This is a genomic window from Prosthecobacter sp. GW821-HT29F12 (assembly GCF_058803405.1).
Window position 1 is genome coordinate 5,129,046 of sequence record NZ_CM179517.1, and the last position, 14,924, is coordinate 5,143,969.

The 14,924-nt window shown below is 60.1% G+C and carries 12 protein-coding genes; 11 read left to right on the forward strand and 1 reads right to left on the reverse strand.

Going from position 1 to position 14,924, the window contains the following annotated elements:
• Positions 1 to 11: 11 nt before the first annotated feature.
• Both AC3RLQ_RS21125 and AC3RLQ_RS21130 read left to right on the forward strand, forming a co-directional pair.
• Complete coding sequence (locus tag AC3RLQ_RS21125) at positions 12 to 1,439, forward strand: sulfatase family protein (protein ID WP_493030611.1); 1,428 nt, start codon at positions 12 to 14, stop codon at positions 1,437 to 1,439.
• Positions 1,440 to 1,533: 94 nt separating this feature from the next.
• Positions 1,534 to 2,676, forward strand: coding sequence for a cytochrome P450 (locus AC3RLQ_RS21130; RefSeq protein WP_493030612.1), 1,143 nt, complete (start codon positions 1,534 to 1,536; stop codon positions 2,674 to 2,676).
• A gap of 4 nt (positions 2,677 to 2,680) precedes the next feature.
• Here the strand turns inward: AC3RLQ_RS21130 and AC3RLQ_RS21135 are convergent, their stop codons facing one another.
• The gene (locus tag AC3RLQ_RS21135; RefSeq protein WP_422320026.1) at positions 2,681 to 3,154 is read right to left on the reverse strand and encodes a hypothetical protein; all 474 of its coding nucleotides are present in this window, start codon (positions 3,152 to 3,154) and stop codon (positions 2,681 to 2,683) included.
• 113 nt (positions 3,155 to 3,267) lie between these two features.
• Here AC3RLQ_RS21135 and AC3RLQ_RS21140 point away from each other — a divergent pair, with 113 nt between their 5' ends.
• From AC3RLQ_RS21140 to AC3RLQ_RS21180, 9 genes are all read left to right on the forward strand, one after another.
• Complete coding sequence (locus AC3RLQ_RS21140; RefSeq protein ID WP_493030614.1) at positions 3,268 to 4,695, forward strand: sulfatase-like hydrolase/transferase; 1,428 nt, start codon at positions 3,268 to 3,270, stop codon at positions 4,693 to 4,695.
• A 35-nt stretch (positions 4,696 to 4,730) separates the two neighbouring features.
• Positions 4,731 to 6,161 (forward strand): sulfatase, encoded by a 1,431-nt coding sequence (locus tag AC3RLQ_RS21145; RefSeq protein WP_493030615.1) that lies wholly within the window; start codon positions 4,731 to 4,733, stop codon positions 6,159 to 6,161.
• Between the two features lie 46 nt (positions 6,162 to 6,207).
• A complete protein-coding gene (locus tag AC3RLQ_RS21150; protein WP_493030617.1) occupies positions 6,208 to 7,605 on the forward strand; it encodes a sulfatase family protein in 1,398 nt (465 codons plus the stop codon).
• Between the two features lie 23 nt (positions 7,606 to 7,628).
• Entirely contained in the window at positions 7,629 to 9,038 is a 1,410-nt protein-coding gene (locus AC3RLQ_RS21155; RefSeq protein WP_493030618.1) for an arylsulfatase B, read from the forward strand.
• Positions 9,035 to 10,792, forward strand: a complete 1,758-nt coding sequence (locus AC3RLQ_RS21160; protein WP_493030619.1) for a sulfatase family protein — start codon at positions 9,035 to 9,037, stop codon at positions 10,790 to 10,792. The genes AC3RLQ_RS21155 and AC3RLQ_RS21160 overlap by 4 nt, the downstream gene beginning before the upstream one ends.
• Positions 10,789 to 12,675: a sulfatase gene (locus AC3RLQ_RS21165; RefSeq protein ID WP_493030620.1), complete on the forward strand. Its 1,887-nt coding sequence runs from the start codon at positions 10,789 to 10,791 to the stop codon at positions 12,673 to 12,675. The genes AC3RLQ_RS21160 and AC3RLQ_RS21165 overlap by 4 nt, the downstream gene beginning before the upstream one ends.
• A gap of 62 nt (positions 12,676 to 12,737) precedes the next feature.
• Positions 12,738 to 13,427, forward strand: coding sequence for a phytanoyl-CoA dioxygenase family protein (locus AC3RLQ_RS21170; RefSeq protein ID WP_493030621.1), 690 nt, complete (start codon positions 12,738 to 12,740; stop codon positions 13,425 to 13,427).
• Between the two features lie 26 nt (positions 13,428 to 13,453).
• On the forward strand, positions 13,454 to 14,332 hold the full coding sequence (locus tag AC3RLQ_RS21175; RefSeq protein WP_493030622.1) for a GH25 family lysozyme: 879 nt from the start codon (positions 13,454 to 13,456) through the stop codon (positions 14,330 to 14,332).
• A gap of 101 nt (positions 14,333 to 14,433) precedes the next feature.
• Complete coding sequence (locus tag AC3RLQ_RS21180; protein ID WP_493030623.1) at positions 14,434 to 14,877, forward strand: DUF5069 domain-containing protein; 444 nt, start codon at positions 14,434 to 14,436, stop codon at positions 14,875 to 14,877.
• Positions 14,878 to 14,924 lie beyond the last annotated feature (47 nt).

Below are 14,924 nucleotides of genomic sequence, written 5' to 3' on the forward strand. Positions count from 1 at the left end.
ATCAACGCTCCATGAAATACCCATCCATGATCTTTCGCGCCTTCGGTCGCTCCATCCTGGCAGCAGCTTTGTTTTCCACAGCTTCGGCGCAGGAAGGCAAACCCAACATCCTCGTCATCGTCGCTGACGACCTGGGCTACGCGGACATCGGAGTTCATGGCGGCAAGACGGTGCCCACGCCGAACATCGATGCCCTCGCTGCCAGCGGTGTGCGCTGCACCAATGGCTATGTCACCGCGCCGTATTGCAGCCCCTCACGCGCGGGATTTCTCACGGGTAAATCGCAGACGCGCTTCGGCCATGAGTTCAATCCCCATGTCGGAGATGAGGCCAAACTCGGTCTGCCGCTGGATCAGCGCACCATCGCCAATGTGCTGCACGATGCGGGCTATGCCACCTCACTCATCGGCAAATGGCATCAGGGCTTCGATGCCGCGCATCATCCGCTGTCGCGTGGTTTTGACGAGTTTCTGGGCTTCCTCGTTGGCGGGCACAATTTCCTGCTGCACAAGGACGCCGAGCCCGAGTTCGGCTCCGCGCATTCGCACAACATGATCTATCGCGGCCGCGAGCTGCAGCATCTCGACGGCTACACGACGGATCTCTTCACTGATGAAGCCCTCGGCTTCATGAACCGCAACACGGCCAAACCCTGGTTTCTCTACCTCGCCTACAACGCCGTGCACACACCATTGGAGATCGCTGACAAACTCAAGGACCGCATTCCCGCTGATGTCACCGATCCAAATCGCCGCGGCTATCTCTCGCTGCTGCTGGGGCTTGACGACGACATCGGCCGCATCACCGCCGAGCTCAAAGCCAAACACCCGAACACCCTCGTGTTCTTCTTCAGCGACAATGGCGGCTCCGGCCGGAAACCCTTCTTTGCCTACAACACCGGCGTCAATACTCCGCTGCGTGGCGACAAAGGCCAAACGCTGGAAGGCGGCATTCGCGTGCCTTTCTTCGTGAGCTGGTCCGGCAAACTGCCCGCAGGCAAAACCTTCGACCAACCGGTGAGCGCCATGGACATCCTGCCCACGGCCTGCGCCGTCACCGAAACACCACTGCCCGCTGGCGTCGAAGGCGTGAATCTCCTGCCGTATCTCAAAGGTGAAGTCACCACCGCACCACACGAAACACTCGCCTGGCGTTTCGGTCCACAGAAGGCCATCCGCCAGGGAAACTGGAAGCTTGTCGATGTGCGCGACATGGAGGCCAAAACCCAGTCCGGCTGGCAGCTCTACGATTTGAGCACCGACATCGGCGAGCAGCACGACCTCGCTTCCGCCAAGCCCGAACTCGTCAGCAAACTCTCCAAGGCCTGGGAAGAGTGGAACGCCAAAAACATCGCTCCGCAATGGCATGGCAGCCCAAGCGAAGACCCCACCGCACCGGCAAAACCAGCAGCGAAGGCAGGCAAGGCGAAAAAGAAGTGAGCAAACAGCCTTAACACAGGCCGCAGGCATCATCCTACAAAGAGCAAAGGTTGCACTGAAAGCAGCCCGCGTTCAGCGTTTGATTCATCCTCCTATGCCCGCTTTCTCCGATCCCTTCCGCGAAGTCCGCAACGCCACCGGCGTGCTAAAGTGCCCCTTTCATGGCGAAGACATCACCATGATCCTGCGCCATGAGGACGTGCGCAAGGCCGCCAAAGACTGGCAGACCTTCAGCTCGGATGCGCCCTTCCGTGTGCCAATCCCTTCGGAGGAGGCCGTGCGTACCATGCGCCAGCTGCCCATCGAGACCAATCCGCCGGAGCACACCGACTACCGCGCCATCGTGGAGCCGTTTTTCCAGCGCTCCAAAGATCCCGCGATGATCGCGCAGGTGGAGGCGCTGATGGACGGCATGCTCACGCAGGCAATGAATCGCGACTCGATCGAGATCGTCAACGATTTCGCGCTGCCCATCCAGTCACGCGCCCTGACCCATCTGCTCAACGTACCCGCATCCGAAGGCGAAACTTGGATCGGCTGGGGCATCCATGTCTTCAAAGTCACCGGCGGTGAGTTTAAAAAGGGCAACGTGCTGGAGGATTACCTCCACGCGCAGTTCGACCGCGCCGAGGCGAATCCCGGCGCAGACTTCTTCAGCGCTCTCACGCAGGCGGAGTATCGCGGCCGCAAGCTCACGCGTGAGGAGATGATGGGCTTCGCCAATCTCGCCTTCGCCGGCGGGCGTGACACCATCATCCACACGATTTCCTGCGCCCTGGGTTATCTCGCCGAACATCCCGAAGCCCTCGGGTATCTGCGCGCAGACCCCAAGCGCATCACCCTCGCCAGCGAGGAGTTCTTCCGCGTCTTCATGCCGCTCACGCACATCGGCCGTGTCTGTCCCGCAGACACGGATGTTAATGGCACCACCGTCAAAGCCGGCGACCGCATCTCCCTCGCCTGGGCCTCCGCCAATTTTGACTCCACCGCCTTCCCGGCACCGGAAGAAGTCCGCCTTGATCGCAAGCCCAACCCGCATCTCTCCTTCGGCTTCGGCACCCATCTCTGCCTCGGCGCTCCGCACGCACGCCTCATCCTGCGCACGCTGCTGCGTCTGTGCTGCGAACGTGTGAAGAGCATCACCATTCTCGAAGCCAAAGAACGTGTCGAACATGAAGCCAAGTTCGACCGCACGCTCGGCTACAACTCGCTGACGGTGATGATGGAAGCCCTCTAAAACCTCACCACCCGATCAGCCGCGTGATCGCCGCCCGCAACGCGGTTTCGAGAATCACCGCCTCGGCATGCGTGACGGGAATCGTGACCTTCTTCACGCTCTTCGAAGACGCGTCCTGACGTGACATGCTCATGAAATACGGTGCCTTCTGCGGATCATCGCGAAAGGTCAGCTCAAAGGCGCTGTTGGCCTTCTCAGACTGATGGAAAAGCTTCGCCTGTTCCTGCCGCCCCTGCAGCGTCGCCAGCACAGCGCCAAGGTCCGAAAGCCCCCATTTCATGGTGATCTTTTGCTCCCAGTCGAACTGCTTCTCCCCGCTCTGCGACGCCGCATCCACAAACACGGCCCCTTTGCTGCGATTGAACTCGAAACGAATCACTCCGCCGGTGCCGCGACCGTTGGGTTTGTAGATGGCATATTCAGCGGACTGCTTGGTGGCGGCTGCAGTCGAGGAACCGGCGGTCGATTTCGAGGTCATGGCGCGAAAAACTAAAATGCCTCCATTTGAATGACAAGCCTGCATGCTGAATCCGACACACTATTTGCTGAGATGTCCTGACAGAGCCCTTCGTTACACGCGCACAACCCACCATGCATCGCGTCCCGGCCATTCTTGTTTTGTCATTCTTCAGTGTGCTCTCGTCATTCGCGGCGGAGCAGCGTCCGAACATCCTTTTCATCCTCACCGAGGATCAAGGCGCGCACATGGGCGCTTTGGGCACGACCGATGTGAAGACACCCCACATGGATGCGCTGGCGGCCAGCGGTGCGTTGTTTCGCCGGGCCTATGTGGGATACCCCGTCTGTTCAGCATCAAAGGCCTGCATCATGACCGGCCTGCACTCGCACACGAACGGCTTGGTCAACAACACCAACAACTACCTCAAGCCCGCCGACAAACTCACAGAGGCAGAGAAAAAAGCTCCACCCTACCTGCATACCCGCATCCGTTCCCAGGGCAAGACGATGGTCGAGGTGCTTGCTGCGCAGGGCTATCACACCGCAGTGTGCGGAAAGCTCCACATCGCTCCGAATGAACGCTTTCCCTACAATGACTTCATCCCGAAGGCTGGCTCCAAGCAAGCCCTCACCGCAGTCATCAAACGGTCCGCAGGCAGGCCGTGGTTCCTGCTGCACAACAGCACCACCTATACGCATCGGCCCTTTGTGAACAGCGAGAAGCAGCCCATCACCATCGACCCCGCAATGGTGAAACTGCCCGCGCATCTGCCGGACACACCCGTCTCACGCCGTGACTGGGCCGAGTATCTCGACGGCGTGCAGCACAACGACCAGATCGTCGGCGAGGTCATGACCGCTCTGCGGGAGTCCGGTCAGGAAGCAAACACCCTCGTGATCTTCATGGGAGATCACGGCCCGGCCTACCAGCATGGCAAGATGACACCGTTTCATCTGGGCCTGCACATTCCGCTCGTCATTCGCCTTCCCGGAGGCAAACCGCTCGTGAGCGATTCATTGGTCAGTGAGCTCGACCTCTTGCCCACTCTGCTGGATCTGCTTGGCATTCCGTACGAGTCACCCCTCCACGGCATCAGCCTCAGACCCCTGCTTGAAAGCAAGCCAGACGCCAAAGGGCATGACTTCATCTTCAGTGAGGTCTCCGGCCGCTCCTTGAACCAGCAGCGCGGCATGGAAGAGCGCAGTGTGATCGACGCCACGCATCAGCTCATCGTCCGCAGCCATCTCGATGAGCCCAAGGTCATCAATGCCGACCTGCGTGACATGAAACCCTGGATCAACCGCATCTATGGAGAGACCGTGCGCGTCAAAGCCCAGTTTCCCGAAGCCTTTCGCATCCTGCAGGAAATGGACCCGCACGCCCTGGGTGGAATACCCCCGCTGATCGAGCTCTACGATCTCCAAAGCGATCCCGACGAACTCCACAACCTGGCTCCAGATCCCACGCAGCGCCAGCACCTCGAACGTCTCTATGCCGCCCTGAAACAATGGCACGCAGACACCCAGGACAACACCATGATTCTACCGTCTCTGCCTTGAAGATCATTCTCGTTCCTTTCACATCTCTCCAAACCATGAAAGCCCCGCTTCTCGCCCTGCTTGCGCTCACCTTTGTAACGTCCCTCTTCGCGGAGACAAAACCCAACATCGTCTTCATCCTGGCCGATGATCTTGGTCAGATGGACATCGGCGCATTCAACCCGAAGACGTTTTATGAAACGCCGAACATCGACGGGCTGGCGAAGCGCGGGATGAAGTTCACGCAGGGCTATGCAGCCTGCTGCGTGTGCTCTCCCACGCGTGGCAGTCTGATGACCGGGAAGTATCCGCCGCGCTTTGGCATCACCAATTTCATTCCTGGAGGTCGTGCGGGCAAACTGCTGCCAGCGCCGAATGCAGGTCAGCTGCCGCTGGCGGAGGTCACCATTGCGGAATCTCTGCGCGATGCGGGTTATGAGACGTTCTTTGCAGGCAAGTGGCACCTGGGCGGCGCGGGCTTCATGCCGCGTGACCAAGGCTTCACTCACGACGAAAGCGAAAGCACCGGGCCGAAGGGTGGCAAGGGCAAAAAGCAGGACGATCCGAAGAACACCGACAGCATCACCGACGCGGCTGTGAAGTTCATCGAGGCCAACAAAGACAAGCCCTTCTACGCCTACCTGCCCTACAACGCACCGCATGTGCCCATCGGCGCACGCGCCGACCTCGTGGCGAAGTGGCAGGAAAAGGCGAAGCAAGCGCCCGCCGATGCCTGGGGCCAGGAGCGGACGAACCAGGTGCGCCTCGTGCAGAACAATCTGGTCTACGCCGCGATGCTGGAGCAGTTTGACACGGCCATTGGCCGCGTGCTCACCACTCTGGAGAAGAACGGACTCACAGAGAAAACAATCGTCGTCTTCATGTCTGACAATGGCGGCCTTGCCACTGCCGAAGGACATCCCACCTCAAATCTGCCGCTGCGTGCCGGCAAAGGCTGGCCCTACGAAGGCGGTGTGCGCGAGCCGATGATCGTCGTGGCTCCCGGCGTGACCAAGCCGGACACAACGTGCGATTCACCCGTCATCAGCACGGATTTTTATCCCACCCTGCTGCAGCTCGCCGGCCAGCCGTTGAAACCCGAGCAGCACCTCGATGGCGTAAGCTTCCTACCCTTGCTGAAAGGCGAGTCCACCGCTCGTGGGAAGCCGCTCTTCTGGCACTATCCGCACTATGCCAATCAAGGCGGCCCACCATGCACCACCATCCGCGATGGCGACTGGAAACTCATCGAGTGGCATGAGGACGGCGCGCTGGAGCTTTACAACATTCCGCAGGACATCGGCGAAAAGAACAATTTGGCCTCTGCACAGCCTGACAGGGTGAAAGAACTGCATGAGAAGCTCATCGCATGGCGCAAAGAAGTTGGCGCACTGATGCCGACGCCCAATCCGAACTTTGATCCAAACGCGAAGCAAGAAACCGTAGCACCAAAAAAGGCGAAGAAGAAAAAGCAGGCGGCACCCTGATGCGCATTTGTTGAGATGTTGCCTCAAAATCGTTCGTTACCGGCTCATGTCCAACCAGACCCTGACATTGTTCGCTGCGGCTTTCCTGAGCCTGCCGCTTTTGGGCGCTGAAAAGCCAAACATCGTTGTCTTCATCTCGGATGATCACAGCATGCTGGACTCCGAGCCCTACGGGTCCGCGGACATCCGCACGCCGAACATGGCCAAACTCGCGGCGGAGGGCATGAAGTTTACCCACGCTTTCGTTGCCTCGCCAGCCTGCGGACCTAGCCGCACCACCCTCTGCACCGGCCTGTGGCCGGCACGCAATGGCGCGGAGCCGAATCACAAGGCGAAGAATCCTGGTGTGCGCTCACTGCCGCCCGTACTTCACGCGCTGGGCTATGAGTTGGCGGCCTTTGGCAAGGTGGCCCATGGAAACTACGGCAAGGATCACGGCTTCGATGTTCTGGGCGGCCAGCAGCAGGGCGACATCGACACCGTGGAAGTCGGCAAATTCCTGGCCAACCGCGATGCATCGAAACCGCTCTGCCTCTTCTTCGGCACCCATCATCCGCATGTGCCATGGGGGGAGAATGCAGGCTACGATGCTTCCCAGTTGAAGCTGCCACCCACGCATGTGGACACAGCAGCCACCCGCGAACAGCGCGCACGCTACTGCTCGGACATCACACGCTCAGACACCCTGCTCGGAGAACTTCGCGCGCTGGCCAAGGACAAGGTGCCGGGAGACACTCTCTTCATTTACACCGCCGACCACGGCGCGCAGTGGCCCTTCGCCAAATGGAACCTCTACGATGCCGGCATCCGCATCCCCTTCATCGCGGCATGGTCCGGCCATTTGCAGCCCGCCTCGACCAATGATGCCATGATTTCCTGGCCGGACCTGCTGCCCACCTTCATCGAACTCGGCGGCGGCACCGTGCCGGAGGGCATCGATGGCAAATCCTTTGCCGCCGTTCTTCTGGGGAAAGCCACGACGCACCGGGAAAAGATCTTCACCACGCACAGCGGCGATGGAGACTTCAACGTCTATCCCATCCGCAGCGTGCGCACGCGTGACTGGAAGTACATCCGCAATCTGCATCCCGAGTTTCAGCATCACACTCACATCTCGCGTTCCAGCAACGTGACCAGCGGGTTCAACTACTGGCAGAGCTGGCTCACTGCGGCCGAAAGCAATCCTGCGGCAACGGCTGTCTTGAAACGCTATTCCGTGCGCCCCGCAGAAGAACTCTTTGATTTGAAGAGTGATCCGAATGAGCTGCACAACATTGCGGACGACCCCGCCCAGGCAGAACGCCTCAAGGAAATGCGCGCCGACGTGGATGACTGGATGCAGCGGCAGGGCGACAAGCAGACCGTCTTTGGCAAGCCGCTGCTGATCGGCGAGCCCGTCACAATGGTCGATCCCGGCGCTGGTAAAAAGAAGAAGTCCAAATGACTGCGCATTTTTATTCTCCTCCCATGAAAATCATCACACTCCTCTTTTCGTCGTTGCTCCTATTGGCATCGTCCTTCGCTGCCGGGAAACAGCCCAACATCGTCTTCCTGCTCATCGACGATCTCGGCTATGCCGACTGCGGCTTCAATGGCGGCCAAGACATCCACACGCCGAACATCGACAAGCTCGCGGCGGGCGGCACCGTGCTGGAGTCGCTCTATGTGCAGCCCGTCTGCTCGCCCACGCGCGCCGCGCTGATGACCGGCCGCTACGCCACACACACAGGCGTTTACACCATCGTACGCCCGCATGCCACCTGGGGTCTGCCGCTCACCGAGCGCACGCTGGCCAACGCGCTCCACGATACCGGTTACGCCACCGCCATCACCGGCAAATGGCACCTCGGCGAATTCGAGCCCGCCTACCTGCCCACGGCACGCGGCTTCGATCATCATTACGGCCACTACTTCGGCATGCTGGGCTACTTTACCCATATGCGTGGCCAGGATCTCGACTGGTACCGCGATGGCAAACAAATCAAGGAGGAGGGCTACACCACTCACCTTCTCTCTCGCGAAGCCTGCCGCATCATCTCGGAGAAGGACAAAACAAAACCCCTCTTTCTCTACGTACCGTTCAACGGAGTGCACTCACCGCATGAAGTTCCGGATGAGTACCTCAAGCCCTATGGCGAGCTGAAAGGTGCCCGGCAAAAACTCGCAGGCATGCTCGCCGCCGTGGACGAGGCCATCGGCAAGATCGTCGCCGCATTGGAAACCACCGGCCAGCGTGAGAACACGCTCATCATCTTCTCCACCGACAACGGCGGCCCGCCTCCCGGCAGCAACACACCCCTGCGCGCCTTCAAAGGCAGCATTTACGAAGGCGGCGTGCGCGGCTGCGCCTTTGCCAACTGGCCCGGTCACATCCCCGCAGGCAAACGTCTCAAGGAACCCATGCACACCGTGGATTGGTATCCCACCCTCGTGAAGCTCGCTGGTGGATCGCTGGAGCAAAAGACTGCATTGGATGGCAAGGATGTGTGGCCCATGCTCACGCAAGGTGCCCCCTCTCCGCACGATGCCATCCTCTGCGTGCAGTCTCCCACTGTGGCTGCACTGCGCATGGGCGACTGGAAGCTCGTCATGAACGGCAGCGATGCCGACAGCGAAGAAACCCCCGCAGGTAGTGCCAAAGGGAAAGGCAAAGGTAAGAAGGGCAAGTCCAAGGCAGCTGAGTCCGGTGAAACTCTTGCTCTCTACAACCTCGCAACAGACATTGGCGAAAAGGAAAACCTTGCTGCCAAGGAGCCTGAACGCACTGCCACCATGCGTGCGCGCCTGGCCGAGTTTCTCAAAGACGCCGTGATCCCCGGCCAGGTGGGCCACGAGGCCACCGCCTTGATTGAACAGCCGAAGAAAAAACGCCCATGAAGCACCTGCTCATCTGTCTTTGGAGTTTCGGCAGTCTCGCAGTCACTTCTCATGCCGAGTCGAAACCCAACATCATCGTCATTTACACCGATGATCACGGCTTTGCTGATCTCGGCATTCGTGGTGTTGAAAAGGACGTAAAAACGCCGCATCTGGATGCGCTGGCCCGCAGCGGCGTCATCGCTAAAAACGGTTACAGCACCGCGCCGCAGTGTGTGCCTTCGCGCGGCGGATTGATGACGGGGAAGTTTCAGGGGCGCTTCAATCTCGACAACAACGGTTCCGCGCTGGACGGCTTCAACAAGGAGACCACCATCGCCACGCGACTGCAGAACGCAGGCTACACCACGGCGCAGTTTGGCAAGTGGCACCTCGGCCCGCAGAGCGAGATCACAAAGCATGGTTTCAAGCATGTGTATTCGCAGCACGGGCAGCAGAGGTTCTCCGCCAACATCACGCTGGATGGCAAGGACAGGCCGATGAGTGACCTGCCGCCGTCGCTTTACCATGTCGATGGCTGTGCGAAGGCCGCGGCGGCGATCATCGAGCGCTACAAGGAGCAGCCCTTCTTTCTCTACATCGCCTTTCGCGCCCCTCACACGCCGCTGGATGCGCCGCAGTCGTACAAAGACCGCTTCCCCGGCGAGATGCCTGAGCGCCGCCGCGCCGCGCTGGGCATGCTGGCCGCGGTGGATGATGGAGTGGGGCTCGTCACGAGCACGCTGAAGAAAAACGGCCTCTCCGAAAAAACGCTGATCTTCTTCATCGGCGACAACGGCGCACCTCTCAAGATTCACAAGACCGACTCACCGCTGGAAGGTGATGCCGGTGGCTGGGATGGCAGTCTGAACACACCGCTCAATGGAGAAAAAGGCATGCTAGCGGAGGGCGGCATGCATGTGCCGTTTCTCATCGCGTGGCCTGGCACCATTCCCGGTGGTCAGACCTATGAGCACCCCGTGAGCGCGCTGGATGTCGCCGCCACGGCTGCTGCTATGGCAGACATTGCCGTGAAACCTGGCGATCTTGATGGCGTGAACCTTCTTCCTTATCTCAAAGGCGAGATCACCACAGCACCGCATGAAGCGCTGATGTGGCGCTGGATGGCTCAGAGCGCCATCCGCGAGGGAAACTGGAAACTCCTGCGGGGCGGTGAGCGCGAGTATCTGTACGATCTCGCCACCGATCTGGAGGAGAAGCACAACCTCGCCTCGCAGCGTCCAGACATCGCCGCACGTCTCCGCGCGAAGCTCACAGCCTGGTGTGCGGAACTCAATCCGCCAGGACTCGCCCTCGGCCCGATGGCGCCCGTTTGGAATGACTACTTCGATTTCTACCTGGAAGGCAAACCCGCGCCGAAACCCGAGGCCGAACCCAACACCAGCGCCACTCGTGGCTGGCAGGCCCGTGGTGGCAGCCTGATCGAAAAAGAGGGAGTGCTCGTGCTCACGCCGGACAAAGGCGGCAAGGGAACTTTTATCACCCGCAGCCAGCTCAAACTCGCCGGTCCCGTCACGGCCAAAATCACCTTCAAAACGGCTGCTTCAGGCCAAGGGGCCGTCGCATGGCGCATGGATGGAGATAAAGACTTCCTGCCGGAGAACCGCGCCCAATTTGAAGTGAAAGCGAGCGAGGAATGGCAAACGCGCGAACTTCAGATCCCCGGCAAAGGCCGTGTCATACATGTGCGCGTGCACATGCCGGCTGGTCCTTCTGAGTTTCGCACGATTGATCTCCAACCCGCTTCAAGATGAGAAATTTTTTACTCTGCTTCCTGTCTCTTTGTCCGGCGCTCTTTGGTGCGTTGGACAAGCCGAATGTGATCATCATCCTGGCCGATGACCTCGGCTGGAGTGACACGACGCTGTATGGCACGACGAAGTTTTACCAGACACCGAATGTCGAACGTCTGGCGAAGCGTGGCATGACCTTCACGCGGGCGTATTCGGCGAGTCCGCTGTGCTCGCCCACGCGTTCGGCGCTTCTCACCGGACTGAGTCCGGCACGCACGGGCATCACCGTGCCCAACTGCCACATGCCGCAGGCGGTGCTGGAGGCGAGCCTTCCCCAAAAAGCGGCTCCAAATCAAAAGGCGATTCAACCCACGCCGCCGACGCGATTGAAGACTGAATATCGCACCCTGGCGGAGACGCTGCACGAGGCTGGCTATGCCACGGGACATTTTGGCAAATGGCACCTTGGACCGGAACCTTTCTCCCCTTTGCAGCAGGGTTTTGATGTCGATGTGCCTCATCATCCGGGCCCGGGTCCGGCGGGCAGCTACATCGCGCCATGGAAGTTTGCGGACTTTGATGCGGACCCCGACGTGCCGGAACAGCACATCGAAGACCGCATGGCGAAGGATGCGGTGAAATTCATGGAGCAGCACAAGGGTGGGCCGTTTTACCTGAACTACTGGATGTTTAGCGTGCACGCGCCGTTTGATGCGAAGAAGGCGCTCATGGAGAAGTACCGCAGCCGCGTGAATCCCGCTGACCCACAGCACAGCCCGACGTATGCGGCGATGGTGGAGAGCATGGACGACGCCGTCGGCACGTTGCTGGACACGTTGGACCGGCTCAAAATTGCGGACAACACCATCATCATCTTCACCGCTGACAATGGCGGCAACATGTATGACAAGGTGGATGACACCACGCCCACCAGCAACGCGCCGCTGCGCGGTGGCAAGGCCTGCCTGTTTGAAGGCGGCACGCGTGTGCCGGGCATTGTCGTGTGGCCTGGCATCACCCAGGCAGGGGCACGCAACGATGCACTGGTGCAGAGTGAGGATTATTACCCCACGCTGCTCGAAGGTCTGGCGCTCAAGTCAGCACCTGAGCAGCATTTTGACGGCAGCAGCATCCTGCCTGCGCTGAAAGGAGGCGAACTGCCGGGCAAGGCGGTCTTCCAGTACTTTCCGCACTATGGCACCGTGCCAGACTGGCTGCCACCTGCGGTGTCCGTGCATCGCGATGACTGGAAGCTCATCCGCATCTTTCACGGCGGTGAGAACGGGGCGCATCGGCATCTGCTGTTTAATTTGAAGGACGATCTTGGCGAGAAGAACAATCTCGCCACGCAGAAGCCGGAACTCGTGACTGAGCTGGACGCGCTGATTGAAACCTTCCTCAAGGAAACGCATGCCGTGGTGCCGGTGGTGAATCCGGCTTTTGATCCCAAGCAATACCACCCTGAACTTGAGGGCAAACAGCAGCCGAAGGCCAGGGCGAAAGCACCGGCCAAAGATGACAGCGATCCCGCCCTGCAAGGCTGGAAGGCCCGCGACTGCAAAGCGGCGGTGAAGGACGGCATCGTGCGTGTGACGAACATTGGCTTTGAATGTTTCTTCGGCTTCGGTGCCGGCAAGCACAGCGGCCCCAGCACCGCCACCTTCCGCATCAAGGCCAAGCCCGGCACATCGCATTTCGACTGGGTGCCCGGAGGCGGCAAGGCCCAGCGCGTTCCCTTCACCCTGATGAGTGGCGACTGGCAAGAGATCACTGTTCAAATCCCCGCCACGGGTCCGCTGGGCATCGTGCGTCTTTATCTGCCCATGCAGGAGCAGCCAGTGGAGATTGATTGGATCGAGCTGCGTTCCAATGAAGGCGGCAAGGTGACGCGGACGGAGTTTTGAAGTTTTTCTCAAAGCCATGGCTGGCTTGCAAATGGGCAAGGAACAAGCAAGACATCGGTTGAATGAACATCGCCTCCAATCTGGACACACGTGGATTCGCCATCGTGCCGAACGTGCTCGATGCTTCTGCATGTCATGCATTGGCATCCCTGCTGGGCGATGCAAACGGAGCAGGCAGTCGTGGCATGCTAAGCAATCCACTGGTAGCTGAGCTTGCAGAATCATCACTGGCTGAATTGGTACGCCCGCATCTTCCTCTCAGTCCCATTCCAGTGCGGGGCATCTATTTTGACAAACGTCCGGAAACGAACTGGCTGGTGGCCTGGCATCAGGACCTGACGCTGGCGCTCAAAGAACAAGCCGAGGTCCCTGGATTTGGACCCTGGAGCGTGAAGGAAGGCGTGCCGCATGTGCAGCCACCGATGCAGCTGCTGGAGCAGATGCTCACCGTGCGCCTGCACCTGGATGACACGAATTCGAGCAACGGTGCTTTGCGAGTTCTTTCTGGCACGCATCGACTAGGCCGGCTGAGCGCAGAAGCGATCCAAAGCCGTCGTGTAACTCATGAAGAGGTTCTTTGTGAAGCCAAAGCCGGAGACGTGCTGCTGATGCGGCCGTTGCTGCTGCATGCATCCTCTCGCTCTTCCAGCCCAAGGCGGCGCCGGGTGCTGCACATCGAGTTTGCCGGTTTCTCACTGCCAGCCCCTCTGGAATGGCATGAGGCTCCTTGCCAAAGCTTCAAGAGTCCATGACTGATGCCACAGCCGATTACATCCCCATGAAACACCTTCTACTGCCGCTTTTTCTTGCCCTTGCCAGTTGTACCACTCCGCAGTCCGGTGGCACGCCGGGCAGTCTGCCGCCGTCTTCCTGGGGCATGCCGCAGATCATCAATGTTTCGGCTTATGATCCGAAGGAGAAGCAGCGCGCAGGCCAGGGCTACTCGGAGCACGATGTGTCGGCGCTGCGGGCCAATGGGGCCAGCGGCTTGATCGCGCGGGCGGGCAAGGGCGGGAATCTGGACGAGAAGTGCGGGAACTTCCTCGCTGCGGCGGATCGCGCCGGGATGCTGCCGGGGGTTTATTATCGTCTGCAAAATCATGTGGATGCCGTGGCGCAGGCGGATCAATTCAGCGCACGGGCGCATTCGCTGGCGCGTGGGCGTGCGTGGAATGCGCCCGCGCTGCTGCTGTGCGCGGACTTTGATGCAAACTCGCGGCTGTCGGACATCCTGCGGTTCATGGACCGGGTGGAGTCCCGCACGGGCGTGGTGCCGGTGGCCTATCTGGAAAACAGCACGCATTTGAAGCAGCTCCTCAGCAGCGCTGATCCCGCCACGAAAGCTAAACTGCGTCGCATGCCCTACTGGGTGGCGCTGTATGCGCATGACAGCGGTGCAGGGCCGGTTTATCCCGCGCCGGGAAGTCCGCATGGGCTGGTCCATCAGTACCAAGTGTGGTCAAACTGGACGCTGTGGCAATATGGCGGCGTGGATTGGGCGCACGGCCGCTCGCAGCCGAAAGTGTACAATCACGGCATGCACCGCAACAGCCTCTACTTTGGCAATCTCGACCGCCCGGTGGAGCGCAATGTCTTCAACGGCTCGCATGGAGCGCTGCAGTCGTTCTGGCAGCAGCATGGGCTGGCACTGCGCTGAGGCCACGTCTCAGCTGGAGAAATGGGCTATGCTGATTCGGCATATCCATCACGACGAAGCGGCATTACCCGACAGCGGCGGCTGCGTGGATGATGGTGGTGATGAAAGCACTCAACCTCACCCAACGTCCTCCCCGCAGCCCCCGCGTCCGCCTCGGCGGTTACACCGTCCTCCCACGCCTGCTCGACAAAGCGCGGGCCTTACTGGCCGGCACTCATGGCGAATACGTCTATGACAGCCCGAACGACCGGCGCTTTTTCAGTTTCACCGGCATTGAGCCAGAAGCGCTGCTGGCGCAGGTGAAAACCGGAGCTGGAGACTGGGACCTGCTGCTGTGGGTCAACGAGCACGCGACGCACAAGCGCACCGTGCTGGAGATCAGCCAGTGGTCCGACTGGACCGAAACGGTGGCCTTCAATGACGTCGCAATGCGCGAGTGGTTCACCGAGCAGATCAAACGCCTCAATCCCGCACGCGAAGACCTGCGCGGCACCTTCGACTACCTCGACCTGGACGACCACGTCAGCTTTGGCGGTGAGGCCTAGGCGAAGGACGCATTTTTCACCACGCCTCAGGCGTCGTGAGCAAACCC